The 18,434-nt window shown below is 38.9% G+C and carries 20 protein-coding genes; 14 read left to right on the top strand and 6 right to left on the bottom strand.

Translation table 11 applies throughout. The features are described from left to right. Nucleotides 1–28: 28 nt before the first annotated feature. The 6 genes from hisB (at nt 29) to hisIE (ending at nt 4,519) form a co-directional block, all read left to right on the top strand. The gene (hisB, locus tag ABXZ32_RS07485) at nt 29–1,162 is read left to right on the top strand and encodes a bifunctional histidinol-phosphatase/imidazoleglycerol-phosphate dehydratase HisB (RefSeq protein WP_354618055.1); all 1,134 of its coding nucleotides are present in this window, start codon (nt 29–31) and stop codon (nt 1,160–1,162) included. A gap of 89 nt (nt 1,163–1,251) precedes the next feature. Then, entirely contained in the window at nt 1,252–1,836 is a 585-nt protein-coding gene (hisH, locus tag ABXZ32_RS07480) for an imidazole glycerol phosphate synthase subunit HisH (RefSeq protein WP_354618054.1), read from the top strand. A gap of 3 nt (nt 1,837–1,839) precedes the next feature. Next, complete coding sequence (locus ABXZ32_RS07475) at nt 1,840–2,259, top strand: GNAT family N-acetyltransferase (protein ID WP_354618053.1); 420 nt, start codon at nt 1,840–1,842, stop codon at nt 2,257–2,259. A gap of 9 nt (nt 2,260–2,268) precedes the next feature. After that, the gene (gene hisA, locus ABXZ32_RS07470) at nt 2,269–3,000 is read left to right on the top strand and encodes a 1-(5-phosphoribosyl)-5-[(5-phosphoribosylamino)methylideneamino]imidazole-4-carboxamide isomerase (RefSeq protein WP_354618052.1); all 732 of its coding nucleotides are present in this window, start codon (nt 2,269–2,271) and stop codon (nt 2,998–3,000) included. Nucleotides 3,001–3,060: 60 nt separating this feature from the next. After that, entirely contained in the window at nt 3,061–3,816 is a 756-nt protein-coding gene (hisF, locus tag ABXZ32_RS07465; RefSeq protein ID WP_354618051.1) for an imidazole glycerol phosphate synthase subunit HisF, read from the top strand. Between the two features lie 73 nt (nt 3,817–3,889). Next, on the top strand, nt 3,890–4,519 hold the full coding sequence (gene hisIE / locus ABXZ32_RS07460) for a bifunctional phosphoribosyl-AMP cyclohydrolase/phosphoribosyl-ATP diphosphatase HisIE (RefSeq protein WP_062054229.1): 630 nt from the start codon (nt 3,890–3,892) through the stop codon (nt 4,517–4,519). Here hisIE and ABXZ32_RS07455 read toward each other — a convergent pair. Beyond that, the gene (locus tag ABXZ32_RS07455) at nt 4,514–5,332 is read right to left on the bottom strand and encodes a DUF1853 family protein (RefSeq protein ID WP_354618050.1); all 819 of its coding nucleotides are present in this window, start codon (nt 5,330–5,332) and stop codon (nt 4,514–4,516) included. The genes hisIE and ABXZ32_RS07455 overlap by 6 nt on opposite strands. Before the next feature lie 78 nt (nt 5,333–5,410). Here ABXZ32_RS07455 and ABXZ32_RS07450 point away from each other — a divergent pair, with 78 nt between their 5' ends. Both ABXZ32_RS07450 and ABXZ32_RS07445 read left to right on the top strand, forming a co-directional pair. Then, nucleotides 5,411–6,553 carry a vWA domain-containing protein gene (locus ABXZ32_RS07450; protein ID WP_354618049.1) on the top strand — a complete coding sequence of 381 codons (1,143 nt, stop codon included), beginning with the start codon at nt 5,411–5,413 and terminating at the stop codon, nt 6,551–6,553. Nucleotides 6,554–6,593: 40 nt separating this feature from the next. Next, nucleotides 6,594–8,063 carry a magnesium chelatase gene (locus ABXZ32_RS07445; protein ID WP_354618048.1) on the top strand — a complete coding sequence of 490 codons (1,470 nt, stop codon included), beginning with the start codon at nt 6,594–6,596 and terminating at the stop codon, nt 8,061–8,063. Nucleotides 8,064–8,112: 49 nt separating this feature from the next. On the opposite strand, the gene ABXZ32_RS07440 is transcribed toward ABXZ32_RS07445, so the two are convergent. Next, nucleotides 8,113–8,595: a hypothetical protein gene (locus ABXZ32_RS07440; RefSeq protein WP_354618047.1), complete on the bottom strand. Its 483-nt coding sequence runs from the start codon at nt 8,593–8,595 to the stop codon at nt 8,113–8,115. 294 nt (nt 8,596–8,889) lie between these two features. On the opposite strand from ABXZ32_RS07440, the gene truA reads away from it, so the two are divergent. The 5 genes from truA to ABXZ32_RS07415 all read left to right on the top strand — a co-directional run bounded on the left by truA (nt 8,890) and on the right by ABXZ32_RS07415 (nt 12,342). Further along, nucleotides 8,890–9,675 (top strand): tRNA pseudouridine(38-40) synthase TruA, encoded by a 786-nt coding sequence (gene truA, locus ABXZ32_RS07435; RefSeq protein ID WP_354618046.1) that lies wholly within the window; start codon nt 8,890–8,892, stop codon nt 9,673–9,675. A 46-nt stretch (nt 9,676–9,721) separates the two neighbouring features. After that, entirely contained in the window at nt 9,722–10,813 is a 1,092-nt protein-coding gene (gene corA / locus ABXZ32_RS07430) for a magnesium/cobalt transporter CorA (protein WP_354618045.1), read from the top strand. Nucleotides 10,814–11,026: 213 nt separating this feature from the next. Beyond that, nucleotides 11,027–11,527, top strand: coding sequence for a Dps family protein (locus tag ABXZ32_RS07425; RefSeq protein ID WP_354618044.1), 501 nt, complete (start codon nt 11,027–11,029; stop codon nt 11,525–11,527). 101 nt (nt 11,528–11,628) lie between these two features. Continuing rightward, nucleotides 11,629–12,141, top strand: coding sequence for a hypothetical protein (locus tag ABXZ32_RS07420; RefSeq protein ID WP_354618043.1), 513 nt, complete (start codon nt 11,629–11,631; stop codon nt 12,139–12,141). A gap of 69 nt (nt 12,142–12,210) precedes the next feature. Beyond that, nucleotides 12,211–12,342 (top strand): DUF1328 domain-containing protein, encoded by a 132-nt coding sequence (locus ABXZ32_RS07415; RefSeq protein ID WP_354618042.1) that lies wholly within the window; start codon nt 12,211–12,213, stop codon nt 12,340–12,342. Between the two features lie 28 nt (nt 12,343–12,370). On the opposite strand, the gene cysM is transcribed toward ABXZ32_RS07415, so the two are convergent. Both cysM and epsC read right to left on the bottom strand, forming a co-directional pair. Continuing rightward, a complete protein-coding gene (gene cysM / locus ABXZ32_RS07410) occupies nt 12,371–13,255 on the bottom strand; it encodes a cysteine synthase CysM (protein ID WP_354618041.1) in 885 nt (294 codons plus the stop codon). Beyond that, the gene (gene epsC / locus ABXZ32_RS07405; RefSeq protein ID WP_354618040.1) at nt 13,245–14,039 is read right to left on the bottom strand and encodes a serine O-acetyltransferase EpsC; all 795 of its coding nucleotides are present in this window, start codon (nt 14,037–14,039) and stop codon (nt 13,245–13,247) included. Before epsC ends, cysM begins: the two co-directional genes overlap by 11 nt. 95 nt (nt 14,040–14,134) lie before the next feature. Here epsC and ABXZ32_RS07400 point away from each other — a divergent pair, with 95 nt between their 5' ends. After that, a complete protein-coding gene (locus ABXZ32_RS07400; protein ID WP_354618039.1) occupies nt 14,135–14,815 on the top strand; it encodes a DUF2461 domain-containing protein in 681 nt (226 codons plus the stop codon). Here ABXZ32_RS07400 and ABXZ32_RS07395 read toward each other — a convergent pair. Together ABXZ32_RS07395 and ABXZ32_RS07390 are read right to left on the bottom strand one after the other, a co-directional pair. Next, complete coding sequence (locus ABXZ32_RS07395; protein ID WP_354618038.1) at nt 14,804–15,214, bottom strand: glyoxalase; 411 nt, start codon at nt 15,212–15,214, stop codon at nt 14,804–14,806. The two genes, ABXZ32_RS07400 and ABXZ32_RS07395, sit on opposite strands and share 12 nt — an antisense overlap. Nucleotides 15,215–15,350: 136 nt before the next feature. Next, the gene (locus tag ABXZ32_RS07390) at nt 15,351–18,383 is read right to left on the bottom strand and encodes a WD40/YVTN/BNR-like repeat-containing protein (RefSeq protein ID WP_354618037.1); all 3,033 of its coding nucleotides are present in this window, start codon (nt 18,381–18,383) and stop codon (nt 15,351–15,353) included. Nucleotides 18,384–18,434: the final 51 nt, after the last annotated feature.

The raw sequence follows: 18,434 nt of genomic DNA, 5'->3' as shown, positions 1-18,434 counted from the left end.
GTAAAGTTGGGCCAAGGATCAGGGTCATATGAAAAAAGTATTATTTATAGACAGGGACGGCACTATCATTAAGGAAACAATTGATGAGCAAATAGATGCCTTTGATAAAATGATCTTTTATCCAAAAGCATTTACGTTTTTGGGTAAAATTGCCAAGGAGTTGGATTATGAATTGATCATGATCACCAACCAAGATGGGTTGGGAACCGATATTTTTCCTGAGGACACCTTTTGGCCAGTACACAATTTCATCCTAAAATCTTTTGAGAATGAAGGAGTGGTTTTTAACAAGGTGTTCTTGGATAGAACCTTTCCACATGAAAATGCCCCTACTAGAAAACCTGGTACTGGATTATTGACAGAGTATTTTTCCGATGACTATGATTTGGCAAACTCTTTTGTGATAGGGGATAGATTAACGGATATGGAACTGGCAAAGAATCTTGGAGCCAAAGGAATCTTCATCAACGACAATACCAATTTGGGTACTGGGGAAATCACAGTCAAACACGAGGAACTCAATGATGTGATTGCCTTAGAGAATAATGATTGGGAAAAAATATACGAGTTCTTAAAGCTGAAAGACAGGGTTTTTGAAATAAACAGGAAGACCAATGAAACGGATATTTTTATAAAATTGAATCTTGACGGGACTGGAAAAAGTAATATAAAGACCGGACTCGACTTTTTTGACCATATGCTGGACCAATTGGCACGACACGGCCAAATGGACCTAGATATTAAGGTAAAAGGGGATTTGGAGGTAGATGAGCACCACACCATAGAAGACACCGCAATAGCCTTGGGGGAGGTATTCCATAAGGCCTTGGGAAATAAGCTCGGAATAGAAAGATATGGGTTTTGTTTACCCATGGATGATTGTTTGGCCCAGGTTGCCATAGATTTTGGTGGTCGTAACTGGCTGGTATGGGAAACCGAGTTTAGGCGTGAAATGATTGGAAAAATGCCAACTGAAATGTTCTTTCATTTCTTTAAATCTTTTACCGATGGGGCGAAAGCCAATTTGAACATCAAGGCAGAGGGCACCAATGAACACCATAAAATTGAGGCCATTTTTAAGGCCTTCGCAAAAGCTATAAAAATGGCTGTGAAGCGCGACGTGGAAAAAATGGTTTTACCTAGCACCAAAGGGGTACTGTAATATTAAAATAATAATGATCGAGGTTTTATGCAATCCGTTCTCAAAGAAATGAGATGCAACCAAGTATCTAAATCGTCTACCAAAAAATAATGAAAATAGTTATTATCAACTACGGTGCTGGAAATATTCAGAGTATCAAATTTGCAATAAAGCGCTTGGGCTATGAGGCTGTTTTAAGTGATAATGTGTCGGAAATAAAGGCTGCGGACAAAGTTATCTTCCCGGGAGTGGGAGAAGCAAGCAGCGCTATGAAAAAGCTTCGCGACAGTAAGTTGGACGCAATAATCCCCGATTTAAAACAACCGGTCTTAGGAATATGCCTTGGGATGCAGCTTATGTGCAATTCTTCGGAAGAAGGAAATACGCAAGGTTTGGGAATTTTTGATGTAGATGTAAAGAAATTTTCAGATAAGGTAAAGGTGCCGCAAATTGGTTGGAACCAAATTACCGATTTAAAAACATCTTTATTCAAGGGTATACCAGAAAAGGAACATATTTACCTAGTACATAGTTTTTATGCCCCTATTTGTTCTGAAACCATTGCTGTATCCGAATATGAAGTACCCTATAGCGCAGCCTTGCAGAAGGATAATTTTTACGGGACGCAATTTCACCCAGAAAAGAGCAGTACGATAGGTGAAGCAATCCTCAAGAATTTTCTAGAAGTTATTTGAGCCATGGAAACGTATATATCTACCAATAAAGAAGACTTGGACGTCCCTAAAATACACCGATATATCAGTGAAGATTCTTATTGGGGCAAGGGAAGAACCCTGGAAGATGTGCAGAAAACCATTAATAATTCATTCTGTTTTGGTTTGTATTCCGAAACAAATGAACAATTGGGCTTTGCTAGGGTAGTTACTGATTTTGTCGTATTTGCTTATATGATGGATGTAATCATTTTTAAAAATCACCAAGGTAAAGGTTTGGGGGATAAGCTCATATCACACATAATGGAATGTGATGCTTTAAGTAAGATAAAGACCTTTGCGCTGAAGACAAAAGATGCCCATTCGCTCTATGAACGCTTTGGATTTGAAAAAATAGAAAATTCTAAACTTTGGATGACCAAAGACAACGTGGTCCTTTTATAAAATATTAAGATGAGAATAATACCGGCAATAGATATCATAGATGGTAAGTGCGTCCGCCTTTCAAAAGGGGATTATGATACCAAAAAAATATACAATGAACACCCCTTGGAGGTTGCCAAGGAGTTTGAGGCCCATGGTATTGAATATCTGCACTTGGTTGATTTGGATGGTGCAAAATCCAAACACATTGTGAACCATAAGGTCTTGGAGCAGATAGCTTCAAATACCTCCTTAAAAATTGATTTTGGTGGGGGACTTAAAACCGATGATGATCTCAGGATTGCGTTTAACAGCGGTGCCCAACAAATCACCGGTGGTAGTATTGCAGTTAAAGATAGGGACACCTTTATCAATTGGATACAAAAATATGGTGCCGATAAAATCATTCTTGGTGCGGATGCGAAAGACGAAAAGGTGGCTGTTTCTGGATGGCTTGAAGATTCCAAGGAGGAATTAATACCCTTTATCCAAGCGTATCTCAAGGAGGGAATTTCCTATGTGATTTGTACAGATATCAGTAAGGACGGCATGTTGGAAGGTCCGTCCTTTGATCTTTATTCAAAAATTATTAGAGAAGCAGGGCCAAAAATTAAGCTTATTGCCAGTGGGGGAATTTCCACTTTTGATGAGCTGCCCAAATTGGTAGAAATGGGATGCGAGGGAACAATTATTGGAAAGGCCATTTACGAAGGGCGTATTTCCATGAAGCAATTGGAGGAATTTATTTTAAAAAGCACCTAAAATTAAGATTGAAAGTTTAGGAAGGCAATAGCTTTTCAAACTTTCAAAAAAAATATACTTATGTTGACAAAACGTATTATTCCATGTTTGGATATAAAAAATGGACGCACAGTGAAGGGGATCAATTTCGTGGATCTACGCGATGCCGGAGACCCGGTAGAACTGGCGGAGATTTATGCAAGAACAGGAGCTGATGAATTGGTTTTCCTGGATATCTCGGCCACAGAAGAAAGGCGGAGAACCCTGGCCGATCTTGTTTTAAGGGTTGCAGAGAAAGTAAATATCCCATTTACCGTGGGTGGCGGAATTTCTTCGGTAGAAGATGTAGATATCCTATTGCAAAATGGTGCCGATAAGGTTTCCATTAATTCCTCTGCCGTCAAAAACCCCCAATTGATCAATGACCTGGTTGCCAAGTTTGGATCACAATGTATTGTGGTTGCCATAGATGCCAAAGAAATAGATGGGGAGTGGATTGTTCATTTGGTAGGAGGCAAGGTGCCTACAGAACTCAATCTTTTTAAATGGGCCAAGGAAGTGGAGCAACGTGGTGCAGGGGAAATATTATTTACCTCCATGAATCACGATGGTACCAAAAATGGATTCGCAAACGAAGCATTGGCCAAATTATCCACAGAACTTAATATCCCTATTATTGCCTCAGGAGGCGCTGGGAATATGCAGCATTTCACAGATACGTTTATCGAAGGAAAGGCTGACGCCGCTTTGGCAGCCAGTGTATTTCATTTTAAAGAAATTGAAATTAAGGATTTGAAGGAAGAATTGAAAAGGAACCATATTCCGGTACGCTTATAATAGAATTAGGAGTTTAGGATATCCATGAATTACGGGTTTTCTATAGTTCGATTATCACAATATTCAAGAAGTTATGAAAATAGATTTTACAAAAAATTCGGACGGTTTGGTGCCGGCAATTATACAGGATGCGAGTACCAAGAATGTATTAATGCTTGGCTACATGAACGAGGAAGCCTACCAAAAAACTATGGAAACCAAGACGGTAACCTTTTTTAGCCGTACCAAAAACAGACTGTGGACCAAAGGGGAGGAGAGTGGTAATTTCTTAAAGCTCACCAATATTCAATTGGATTGTGATCAGGACACCCTTTTAGTCTCTGTAGATCCTATTGGCCCTACTTGCCATAAGGGTACTGATACCTGTTGGGGCGACAAAAATGTACAGGCTTTTGGGTTTATTTCTGGCTTGGAGGATATCATCCAAAATAGAAAAGACCAAGCGGAAGGTAAAGCTCCCATTGAGGATGGTGCCAAGCCGAGCTATGTCTCTTCTCTTTTTCAAAAAGGGATCAATAAGGTGGCGCAGAAAGTCGGGGAAGAGGCCGTGGAAGTAGTCATTGAGGCTAAAGACAACAACGATGGACTCTTTTTGGACGAAAGTGCCGATCTGCTGTTCCATTACCTGATACTATTGCAGGCAAAAGGATTTAAACTGAATGATATTGTGGAAGTTTTAAAAGTTAGGCATAACAAATCATAACCACCATACTACAAAAATTTTTACGAACTCCCCATTCGATTTTTTTAACCAAACCATAGGGGAGTTTTTATTTGACAATTGGGAATCTATATCCAACTCAATATCTTGATAGGACTGCCAATGTAAACCTGCTGTAGGGTTTTGGGGCCACTCCTTTTTAAAAGGAATATAAAACTGAGTGTTATCCCGGCTATAGGACGCAAAATTATCCCTTGTCATCCAGAACCCAGCAATACATTCTGTATTTAAAGGGGCAAGGTTTTGATATTTTAGATCCCACGGAATATAGACCTGGCCTTTGAAACAAACCTTGTGATCCAGGTCCTTAACATCAATCTCCCTGTCCTTTAATGCTCGGTCACCCTCTTTGGAATACAATAATGGAATCTGATGGTGTTTGATCTTCTCTTTTTTGGCATAAAAAGTATCCCTTTTATTAGGCCCTATCAACTGGTGGATAAGATTTGGAAACGAAGGATCCAAAATGTAAAACTTATAGGTGAGCTCAACATGTACCAGTTTGTCTTTTTCCAGATCCTTCAGGATGAAATCGATTTCACCCAAACTAATTTTGTCTTGTCTGATATGAATATTATAAGCGTTGACCCTATAACGCGAGGAGTGCTGAACAAGTTGATGGAAAACATATTCCATTTGATGCCCCAATCTTATATTATGCGGTATAGGCTCAACTTGCAAATGCTCCAGATCGACTTTTGGAAAGTCAAATTGCTCTAGGCCATCATAGTTTCCATGCCATAAGGGTGGAGTTTGTAAAAAGGCGTTAAATTTTGAAAGGTTTTCACGATCCATACGATACTAAAGTAGTGCAAACAGTTAAGTTTTCTTTAAAAAATAATGGGTCTCTTCCAAATGTATTAAATTTATAGAATGGCTATGAACATAAGAAAAGGGTTTCGTTTTTCCAAGTACGAGGCACCGAACCAAACTCCCTTCGAAAAGCTTTTTGAGATTTTCAAAGAGTTGATTACACATACTTCCGGGGATGTGGAGGAGGCGTTGGATTGGTTGCGGGAGCTGGATAAGGAATACGAACTTACAGATGAGAATTACACCATTGATGACTTCATTGAAGACCTCAAAGCAAAAGGGTTTTTAAGAGAAGAATTTAAAGATGGTGGAGGAGATGGTGCCGGGGAAGGCGAAGGAGATTTATCCATAACTGCCAAAATGGAGCGTGTTATAAGACAAGCGGCGCTGGACCAGATTTTTGGCAAACTCAAACGCAGCGGTTCGGGCAACCATAAAACCGGTAAATCCGGTAGGGGAGACGAGCATACAGGGGAATTCCGTGAATATAGGTACGGCGACGGACTGGAACATATTTCCATGACCGAGAGCCTGAAGAATGCCCAGATAAATCATGGGATGGACAGCTTTACCCTAAGCGAGGATGATCTTGTGGTAGAGGACACCCAATACAAGGCACAAATGAGTACGGTGCTTATGATTGATATCTCCCACAGTATGATCCTCTATGGGGAAGATCGAATTACCCCCGCTAAAAAGGTAGCAATGGCCCTGGCTGAACTTATTACCACCCGCTATCCCAAAGATACCTTGGAGATTTTGGTGTTTGGTAATGATGCTTGGCCAATTCCCATAAAGGATCTCCCTTATTTGAAAGTGGGACCATACCATACCAATACCGTAGCAGGATTACAATTGGCAATGGATATGCTCAGAAGAAAACGGAATACCAATAAGCAAATCTTTATGATTACCGATGGTAAGCCCAGTTGTTTACGAATGCCGGACGGTACTTACTATAAGAACAGTGTGGGCTTGGATGATTACATAGTTGAGAAATGCTACAATATGGCCAGACAGGCTAGAAAATTACATATTCCAATTACCACCTTTATGATTGCCAAAGATCCATATTTAACTCAGTTCGTCCGCCATTTTTCGGAAGCCAATAATGGCAAGGCCTTTTTCACAGGACTAAAAGGACTTGGAGAAATGATTTTTGAAGATTACGAGCAAAACAGAAGAAAAAGATTAAAAGGATAATAACGAATAACTTCCAATAGAGAAGTGTTTAAAAAGCTATATGAAATTGAACTATAAAGAAATAACGACACTTGGAGCCCTAAAAAATGCGGGGTACCAATCAAAAAACATCAAGGATGAGCTTAGGGACAACCTAATACTTAAAATAAAGAACAAGGAACAAACCTTCAAGGGGGTATGGGGTTATGAAAATTCGGTGATTCCCGAGCTGGAAAGGGCCATACTTTCCAGACATAATATTAACCTATTAGGACTCAGGGGACAGGCTAAAACAAGATTGGCAAGATTAATGGTCAATCTATTGGATGAATATATTCCTATTGTGGAAGGGTCGGAAATTAATGATGATCCCTTAAAACCCATGTCCAGATATGCCATGGAACTCATTAAGGAAAAAGGGGATAAGACACCTATTTCTTGGCTGCCGCGCGAAGAACGGTTTTATGAAAAACTGGCCACCCCAGATGTAACTGTTGCGGATTTAATTGGTGATGTGGACCCCATAAAAGCAGCAAACCTAAAATTATCCTATGCAGATGACAGGGTGATCCATTTTGGGATGATCCCAAGGGCCAACCGCTGTATTTTTGTAATCAATGAGTTGCCAGATTTACAGGCGAGGATCCAAGTGTCACTTTTTAACATATTACAGGAAGGGGATATACAGATCAGAGGGTTTAAATTGCGACTACCCTTAGACCTACAATTTGTCTTTACGGCCAATCCAGAAGATTATACCAATAGAGGAAGCATTGTTACCCCTTTAAAAGATAGGATTGGATCACAAATTTTGACCCATTACCCCGAGGACATCAAGACTGCCAGGAAAATTACGGAACAGGAAGCCAAATTGGATGAAAGACAGACCAATGCTGTATTTGTTCCAGATGTGGCCAAAGATCTTTTAGAGCAAATAAGTTTTGAAGCTCGGGAAAGTGAATATGTAGATGCCAAAAGTGGCGTAAGTGCCAGAATGAGTATTACGGCCTTTGAGAACCTATTGAGCACCGCAGAGCGCCGTGCATTGAAAAATGGTGAAGACAGCACGAGTATCCGTTTAAACGACTTTATGGGGATTATTCCGTCTATAACCGGGAAAATAGAACTGGTATATGAAGGAGAACAGGAAGGTGCAGGGGGAGTTGCTTCAATTTTAGTGGAGGATGCCATAAAAACCTTGTTCCCTATGTATTTCCCTCAAATAGATAAATTGGAGCGAAAAGATGCGGTTGGACCCTATGATGAGTTGATATCGTGGTTTTTTGATGGGGACGGTTTCGAAATATTGGATGATGCAACCAATAAGGAGTATCAAAAGGAACTGGACAGTGTTCAGCCATTGAATCAATTGATTAAGGAATATCAACCAGATACTTCAAAAGAAGATAGTTACTTTTTAAAGGAATTACTGCTTTGGGGCTTGGTGGCCCATAAGAAATTGAGTAAACACAGGTTTACGGAGGGGTATCAGTTTAAAGATCTCTACGGAAGCTTTATAAGCGGACTATAAACAAAAAAGCCCTTTCTATTAGAGAGGGCTTTTTTTTATGTGTGGATTCCTATTGCCAAGAATCAATATTATCGTTCACATCCATAAATTTATATTCCCCTACCAAAACCTTACGGTGCTTAAAGGAAACCAACGTCATAAAAATTAATAGGGAGTACAAGGTAACGATCAAGGATCCCATTGGAATAAACGTTTTTGGGATTATTGAAGCATCATAATCTGTATAACTGGAAAGGATATAAAGCGTATCGAAAATTTGAAATACGTAGATGAAAAGTATCACGTACAAGAGATATTCCAGATTCCTCATTTGTGGATCTGGATATTCATTTTCCCGCACTTTGAACCATATTACATAGAGGTATACAAAATGGGCTATGGACAATATGGGAAAAATATAATTGTCAAATTTAAAAAAGTAGAACTTATTGGTATAAAGTCCATAAAAGTTAAGAACGATAAGTGTTATCAATGTCACTATTGATAATAGCTTAATCATTCCCCATGGAAGGATGCGTAGTAGTGTATTCATTTAAGTAGGTTTCGAGGTGCTTGGGGAACCTCAGTTTCTTTAAATAAAACGGAGTACAATTTTATTTATTTCAAACATTTCGATGAAGTGCAGCCATTGTTGGGAACGCTTAAAAAAGTGTTGTGTAATGGGGTTTGGTCCTTCAAATGACGTCTTGATATTGTTGGGAAAAGCCTAAAAAGTGTGGTGAAATGACATTCATATTATTAGAGCCTAAAAGTCTATGGTGTAATTAGTATTTTTGGTGGGCCAAGTTTCAAAAGAAACTTACCTAAACAGCATCAAAATTGGCCCATGCAAAAGGAACGCTATTATTACTTGATTGAATTACAATTCTTGGGCTTCCGATATAGTGGATGGCAGAAGCAGCCGGGCCAAAAGACCATTGAGAGCATGCTCCTCAAAACCTTAAAGTTTGTATTGCCTGAAAGAAAATTCAAAATCTTGGGGGCAGGACGTACTGATGCGAAGGTTTCTGCACTTCATGCCGCTTTTGAACTATTTTTGGATGATGCCCCGTTGAACGACCTAATAGAATTTAAAGCGCTATTCAATAGGAATTTACCCCCAGACATAAGAATTACATCTATTTTATCTGTCGATAAAGACTTTAATGTTATTCAACACAGTAAGGAAAAGGAATATGTCTATTTATTTTCATACGGGCAAAAAAACCATCCCTTTAGTGCCCCCTTTATTGCCAACATACAGGATGACCTGGATTTGGAACTGATGACCAAAGCTACCGGTCTATTTGTAGGGAACCATGATTTTCGAAACTATACGACTAGGCATCAGGAAAATACCAATTCCAATCGAAGCATAAAAAGCTGTGTAATACAGGAGAACACGATTTTAAAGGCCAATTTTTTCCCCGAAAAAAGCTATGCCCTTCATATTGTATCAGAAGGTTTTATGCGCTATCAGGTACGCATGATCATGGGCGCATTAATTTTATTGGGAAAAGGGGAACTCAGTCTAAATGATATAGAAGAATCCCTGAAACCGGAAACTGTTTTCCTTTTGTCCTACGTTGCACCTGGTTCAGGGTTATTGTTGAATAGATTGGACTTTCAATAAATATTTTGGTTACATATCCCTATCTTTAAATCTTAAAATTCCTAGCATGTCCAAAAAGAAACCTAACCATAAAGTAACCCATAGAAAACAACAAAGAGCCAACAAAAAAATAGGAAAGGCACCAGGTACGGTAACCTATCTAGGGTTTAGGGAAGGTCAAAAAAGTAAAGTTATCATAATAGAGTATGATGACAATGCATTTCAAGTGCATCAAACAGATGATGTTGAAAAAATTCTGGATTTTAAGAAGTCCCCCTCTACTTCATGGATCAATGTAGTAGGATTAAGTGATGAAGCCTATATAGAAACCCTTGGTAAGGCCTTTGAGTTGAACCCGTTGATTATAGAAGATGCTGTAAATACAAGTCAAAGACCGAAAATTGACGAATATGAGGATTACATTTTTTGCGTCCTAAAAATGATTTATCTGGATGCCAACAATGAGTTGGTCAGTGAGCATGTTGCCTTTGTGTTAATGGAAAGAACCGTGATTGTCTTCCAGGAACTTCAAGAGGACGTTTTTAATGGTCTCAGAGAGCGTATCCAGACAAAATCGGGTCGTATTAGGAGTAGGGGAGCAGACTACTTACTTTTTGCCCTTTTGGACGCAATTATAGACAACTATTTTGTTGTTTTGGAGAACATCAATGCCAAAATAGAGCTATTGGAAGAAGAGGTGTATGACAACCCAAAACCAGAAACTGCCCGTAAGATCCAAGATTTAAAAAAGGAGGTTCTAAGAGTGCGCAGGAGGATTTTTCCTGTAAAAGAACTGATCAATAGGCTTATAGATACTGAAAACCCCTTGATCACGAAGGACACCAAATTGTTCTTAAAAGATTTAATGGATCACTGTCTCGAAATCAATGAAAGTCTGCAGATTTACCGGGAAATGTCCATGAGCTTATTGGAGATGTATATGAGTAATGTCAGCAATAAAATGAATGAGGTGATGAAAGTACTTACCATCATGGCATCTATATTTATTCCATTGACCTTTATTGCTGGAATCTATGGGATGAACTTTTCCTATATGCCCGAATTACAATGGAAATATGGCTATTTTGCTGTATGGGGAGTTATGTTGACCCTTTTTATAGCTATGTTAATATTCTTCAAAAAGAAGCGCTGGCTTTAACAGATCATTTTGTTAATACTTCCTAAATACCGTTAAAGGTCGTTAAACGCCTTGACATCACCTTGTACACCCTGTATATTGGGGGTGTTGGACATATTTATATAACATCTTTTTTAGGGCATTCGCCCAATCCGCCAATAATCTATTGGCATACCAGAGACTTCCTGTCCAATTAAAAATCACATTTTTTAATCACTAAATTTTATATTGAATATGAACTATTTAAATATTAATGAAGAAAAACTTTTGCCTGTAGTTATTGAACTGAATACACTATTGGCAGATTACCATATGTACTATCAAAAATTGAGGAACTTCCATTGGAACATCTTGGGAAATAACTTTTTTGATCTTCACGAAAAGTTCGAGGAGCTATATACAGATGCAAGAGTGAAGGTAGACGAGATCGCAGAACGTATTTTAACACTACGGTACCACCCAATGAGTAATTATAGCGAATATTTAAAAGCCTCTTCCATTGAAGAAAGTACAATTTCATTAGCTGATAAGGAAATGGTAGAAGAAATTTTAAAGGCACACCGATTATTGCTCAAGCAAATGTCAAAAGTGGTGGACAAGGCCAATTCCATTGGGGATGAAGGTACCATAGATATGATTGGCGGCTATATTGGCAACCTTGAAAAAACAAGCTGGATGCTGGATGCCTGGAACAAAAGTAAAACTGATAAATTAAAAGATGCCACAGTGAGCTAGTCGTAGACTATACTTTAAACTTCATTCAAATAAAGAGATAGTATCAACAATAGCTAAGTGGGAAACACTTGGGAAAAAATTATTAACCTAAAACAAGACATATGAAATCTATAAAAATATTTTTAAGCACTCTAACATTATTTTCTGCAGCTACAATGCTGGCCCAGGAAAACAGTGATATGACCTCAGAAACCACGGAGAAAACATATTCGGTTTACGATGGTGGTGAATTGATAAAAAATTCTGTAAAAATCAACACCATGGTATCTCGTGATGTTCTGATCAAAAAGGAAGACAAGAACAAATTAAATCAAGATCGCGTGTTCCAAAAAAAGAATGTGATGAAAACGGTCAAGATCGATAATGATAGTGACAATACGTATGACGAGATTATTAAATTTAGCTATAGAGCAGACGATAAGTCCGACTTCATGTTGGTGACCAATGACGAGGAAATCATGGTAGCCATAGATAACGGAGATAACTTAGAGATTGTAAAGAGTGAGAGTATTTATAAAAATAAACTCAAAAACAATAAAGAGGCCTATGTCATTACCGATGATAAAGGAAATGAAATAGATTTATTTATTGAAGAGTATAAGTCAATGAAATAGAATGATTTACATTTATTAACTTAAACTCAAGCATTAATGATGTGGCGCTGGACCTTTATATTTTTATTGATGGCAATTATTACCGCAATCCTTGGTTTCGGAGGATTGGCAGGTGCTGCTCAGGGAATAGCAAAAATTCTTTTCATTATCATTATGCTGGTTTTCTTGCTCACCCTCATTAGTGGGTTGTTCAGGAAATAAAAAAAGAGCGCTTATCGGCGCTCTTTTTTTATTCGAATAAGTCTGAGGATAAATAGCGGTCGCCCCTATCGCAAATGATGGAAACAATTACTCCCTTATCTAAGGTTTTGGCCAATTCCAAAGCGGCTGCTGTAGCACCGCCACTGCTCATTCCGGAGAACACTCCTTCTTCCTTGGCCAATCTTTTGGCCATCTCAATGGCAGCTTCTTCGGTTACCTCAATGATTTGGTCGACCTTACTTCTATCAAATATTCTGGGTAAATATTCTTCTGGCCATTTTCGTATCCCTGGTATCTTGGCATCGTCTTCTGGTTGCACCCCTACAATCTGTATGTTGGGATTCTTTTCTTTTAAAAAAGTAGATGTTCCCATAATGGTACCTGTGGTTCCCATGGAGGAAACAAAATGTGTCACTTTTCCTTCGGTATCCCGCCAGATTTCCGGACCTGTACCTTTATAATGTGCCTTCCAGTTATCGTCATTACCAAATTGGTTCAACATAATGTAACCATGGTTGGCCACTTTCTCCTCTGCATAATCACGTGCTCCTTCAATTCCAATATCCGCTGGGGTCAAGGTCACTTTTGCTCCATACGCCCTCATGGTCTGAACCCGTTCTTTGGTGGAATTTTCAGGCATGACCAACTCTATGTCCAAACCATAGATCCCTGCAATCATGGCCAATGCAATTCCGGTATTTCCGCTTGTGGCTTCAATCAGTTTAGAGGTTTTGTCAATATCGCCTCTTTCCAGACCGCTTTGGATCATATTAAGTGCCGCCCTGTCCTTGACACTGCCTCCGGGATTATGGCCTTCCATTTTAAAAAACAATCGGACATTTGGATTTTGGTTCAACACCCTTGATTCTACCAGAGGGGTATTCCCAATTAGATCTATTATACTATGACCCATTAGTGATGGTTTTTATTTTTATCTCTGGTTTATGGTACACCGTTGAGTTTGGAGGTATGGAAGACGTGATCCACGCGTTACCTCCTATGATACTATTTTCACCAATAACTGTTTTTCCTCCTAAAATGGTAGCATTGGCATAAATGGTCACATTATTTTCTATGGTAGGGTGTCTTTTGGTATTCTGCAGGTTTTTGGCAACATATAACCCACCTAAAGTTACCCCTTGGTAGATTTTAACATTGTTCTTGATTATAGCCGTTTCGCCTATAACCACCCCAGTTGCATGATCAATAAAAAAGGAGTCTCCAATCTTGGCTCCAGGATTGATATCGACCCCTGTTTGTCTATGGGCATATTCAGTCATCAGGCGGGGAACCATAGGAAACCCTTCTTCATATAATTCATGGGCCAAACGGTAGATGGCGATTGCATAAAAACCTGGATATGCCATATACACCTCTTCTATGGATAAAGAGGCGGGATCGCAGTTCACAATGGCCTCTGCATCTAAATTAAGTTTTTCCAAAATAGTAGGTATTTTGGCCATATAGTTGTTCCAAACTTTTTTACATGGGGTTTCCAACTGCCAACAGGCCAAACGTACCAACTCATCAAACTCCGATTCCAAAATATCTAAATTTTCTTCTACCGGCGTTTCAATATCGAAAAGCATGAAAAAAAGTCGATCTGTGAAATTCTCTACATTGTGTTTCAACCGGTATCTTAAATTGGGTTGTTTTTTATGTTGTATTATTTTCTTTATGATTGATTCTTTATCCATATGATGATCTAGTTAGTTCAAAATTAACCATAATTTCAAACGATAGCATTGAAAATGTTTAACTTTAAGGTAAAATTATAAAGCCTTTAGGTCGTATGCAAAGCACATTGATTACGAAAGACATCTTCGATTTTTTAAAAGCATTGGAAAAAAATAATAACAGGGAGTGGTTTACAGAGCATAAATCACAGTTTAAAGCCTTAGAATCCAAGGTTAAGGATTTCTACAAAAGTATACTACAGGCCTTGGAGGAACACGATGAGATAGAAAAATTAAAAATGTTCCGCATCTATCGTGATGTACGGTTTTCGAAGGACAAAACACCCTATAAAATTCATTTTGCTGGTTCTTTTTCTAGAGCGGGAGCGTCATTGCGCGGCGGGTATTATATGCGGTTAAAACCGGACGAAAGCTTTATTGCAGCCGGATTTTGGGAGCCAAACAAAGATGATCTCCTAAGAATCAGAAAAGAGTTTGAAACGGATTCATCAGAATTTAGAGAAATACTCAATGATCCTACTTTTAAAAAAGTATGGGGCGATCTACAAGGGGAGGAACTAAAAACTTCTCCAAAAGGATTCGATAAGGAAGATCCCAATATAGATCTTATCCGCAAAAAGCAGTTTATTTTTGTAAAGCACTTTTCAGACCAAGAGGTATTTTCTCCCGAGTTCAAGAATACAGTCAATGAATCATTTAAGACTATTAGACCTTATTTTGATCTTATGAGCGAAATCCTCACCACCAATTTGAATGGAGAGACCTTATTGGACTAAAGCGACCAATTCAAGTAGCTGTATTTGATCTTTGAGACGTTCTATGGCCATATTCATCATCCTTTTGTTCAAGGCCGAAGAATTTCGGATATAGGTTTCGTATTCCTCAACAGTAAATTGACCAATGATCAGACCCTTTAGGGAATTTCTGAACTTAATATCCTTTTGAACAGCATTTTCAATGTATTCCATGCGTTTCTGAAGGGTAAGCTCATAGAACCTGTTCTTGTGTTTCCCAATATAATTTTTGAAAACAGCAATAATCAAAAAGTTCTGTAATTTGATGATAGGACGCAGTGTTTGGTTTTGAAACCGTTCATCGGGGCTCATATCACTTGTAATTCTGGCGGAAGGAATCTCTGGACGAAGGCTCAAGAGATTAGTGGATCTACTATTCATCTCACGGAGTTTTTATAAAGATAGCCATTAACAAAGAGTCTAATTTATTTATACCAATTAGTTTTTAACGGGGTTATGAACAAAAAAAAGCCATTGACTTATGGGTCAATGGCTTTTAGGTATTGTTTGATTTTATTTATTTGCTCCCCACGAAATCCTCAAAACTTTTTAATTGCAGGCTTTCATAAGCCTTGGATTTCTTTTTCAGTTTATCAAAGTCCGTTTTAGCTGCAGTGAATCGGTCAGAGATAACATTTAGGTTGTCCAATTCAGATTTTGTAGGCTTATCATAATTACTGGCCAACTTACTATACAGATCGGTCATTTTTTCCCTAAGCTGTGGTTCGGCCGAACCAACATAATTATCCCCTGTCGTAACGACCAAGGTTTTTTTCAGGTCATTCAGTTTAGAATTCAACTTGGTATTCCCATTGTTTTTAGTTTGTTCCATAAGTGCGTCTACTTCATAAACCAGATAGGCAAGCTCCTGGGTCATATTGTAAAGTTTCATGATCGTTTCATTTTTAAGTTTTCGATCACTTGGAGAAAGGGGAGACCTTTCGTCATAAACCAGTTCAAAGGTATGTTCAAAAGTATCCTTGCCTTTGTTCATGACAACTTTATAAGTGCCGGCCGGTACTTTAGGTGCTGTAAAGCCGCCAAAACTGAATGTTTTTCCCTTGGCCACTTTAGGTACATTCCTGGTGTATCCCCAATTCACTATATTAATTCCTTTGGATTTACCTGGTCCAAGTTCCATAATTTTGTTCCCTTCCATATCCTGTACTTCCATCGACATTTTACCAAAGGTGTGTCTCTTTTTTAAGTAGTACTTAATTTGAACGTCTTTGGTCTTGTTCTGACCCACAAATTGGGTTTCATTACCAAATCCGCTAGAAAACCCTCCTTGCTCATCAATTACTGTTGGCTTGTTCGCGAAAAAATGCACATTTTTATCCATAACCTCAGGGGTAAGATCCCTTAAGGGGGAGATATCGTCAATGATGATGATACCCCTACCGTGAGTCCCCATTACAAGGTCGCTCGTTTTTTTCTGAAGATCAATGAAATGTACAGCCACTGAAGGCATATTGTTTGTGAATTTGTACCAATTGTTACCACCATCCATGGTGATATAGAGTCCAAACTCAGTCCCCAAAAATAAGAGGTTAGGATTTACATAGTCCTCTTGGATGTTCCTAACAAATCCTTCAACATCCGGGGTAATTATATTGGTCCACGTTTTACCAAAATCAGTGGTTTTATAGGCATATGGTTTCATATCCCCAGTCGTATGTCCTTCAAAAACAGCATAGGCAGTCCCTTTATCAAAGGAACTTGCTTCTATGTGGTAGCACCATGTATTCTTGGGTAACCCAATAATATTACCTACCGTATTGGTCCATGTTTTTCCCCCATCTTGGGTAACTTGTACATTTCCGTCGTCCGTACCCACCCAAATGACCTTTTCATCCTTTGGGGATTCCGCGATTGTAAAGATGGTGGTATGGTTTTCCGCTCCTGAATTGTCTTTGGATAGTCCTCCTGAATCTTCCTGATTTTGCTTTTTTGGGTCATTGGTGGTAAGGTCTGGGGAAATAATCTGCCAAGTATCTCCCATATCCTCCGATTTATGAAGGTATTGGCTTCCCATGTAAAAACGATCAGGTTGATGCTCGCTTACTGCCATTGGGGCATTCCAATTAAATCTCAATTTCGGAGTTTCTTTTGTAGGCAGTGGCTGAATGGTTTTGGTAAGGTTTTTTTCCACATCATAGCGCCACACATTTTCAGCTCCTTGCATTTCGGAGTATATAATTTTTTTTGTCGGATGCTTTAAAACTCTAAAGCCATCTCCGTAACCAACAGAATTCCAATCCCTGGCTTCTACGCCTCCCGGGGAACTGGAGGGACCATACCATGATCCATTGTCCTGTAAGCCTCCGTAGACATTGTATGGCTCCTCATTATCAACACTAACATGATAAAACTGTGAAAGAGGTAGGTTCTCCACAATTTCCATGGTATTACCACCATTCCAAGAACGGTAAACACCACCATCCGTACCCACATAAAGGATATCAGAATCTTTGATACTAAAGGCAAAATCATGGATATCACTGTGCATATTTCCAAGATTTTTAAAAGTTTTGCCACCATCCCTGGAAATGGAGCCACTTAAGCCTCCTTTGACAACAACGTTTTCATCTTTTGGATCTACCACAATTCTAGAAAAATAAAAAGGTCTAACCGTAATTCCGAAATCATTGTTCAACTGTTTCCAAGATTCTCCCGCATCATCACTTCGATACAATCCTTTCTTTTCGTCCTTTTCTGCTTCTATAACTGTGTAAAGAATATTTGGCTTTGATGGTGCTACTGCAATTCCCAAACGCCCTAAATTGCCTTCCGGAAAACCATTGTGTATTTTATTCCAAGTTGCTCCCCCGTCAACTGACTTGTATAGGGCGCTGTTACTGCCTCCCGACTCAAAAGACCATCCTGTTCGTCTAAACTCCCACATAGAGGCGTAAAGGATATTGGGATTAGATGGGTCCATGGCCAAATCTGCACAACCCGTCTTGGCATTGATATACAAAAGCTTCTCCCATGTGGCTCCGGCGTCCTTAGATTTATAAACACCTCTTTCCTCACTGTCGCTCCATAAGGCGCCTAAAACACCTACATAGATTTCCTTGGAGTTTTTAGGATTAACAATAATACTTGTAATTCGTTCAGAAGCGTCAAAACCAATTTTATCCCAATTGGTTCCTCCATCCACCGATTTATAAAGACCGTCTCCTATAGAAACACTATTCCTTGTCCAGGTCTCCCCGGTTCCCACATAAATAGTATTGTCCGGATCATTGGGATCCACGGTAACTGTACCAATAGATTGACAATATTCATCAAAAATTGGATTAAACGTCGTCCCGGCATCATTGGATTTCCAAACCCCGCCACCTGCAGTACCTGCATAAATGATGCGGCTATTAGTTGGGTGTACTTCCATATCGTTTATACGTCCGCTCATAAGAGCAGGACCGATATGCCTTGCGGTCATGTCACCAAAAATTTCTTTGCCATTATTGGTTTTTGCTTCCTGTGCAAGCCCAACAAAAGGAAGTAGGATTGCGCCAACTAAAAGTTTATATATTATTTTTTTCATTTGGATGTAGCTTTAAATAAAAAAGACCCTTAAAAAAGAGTCTTTTATGAT

It is taken from the genome of Sediminicola luteus (assembly GCF_040566555.1).
Lineage (GTDB): Bacteria > Bacteroidota > Bacteroidia > Flavobacteriales > Flavobacteriaceae > Sediminicola.
This window is presented reverse-complemented; position numbering and strand designations above follow the sequence as displayed.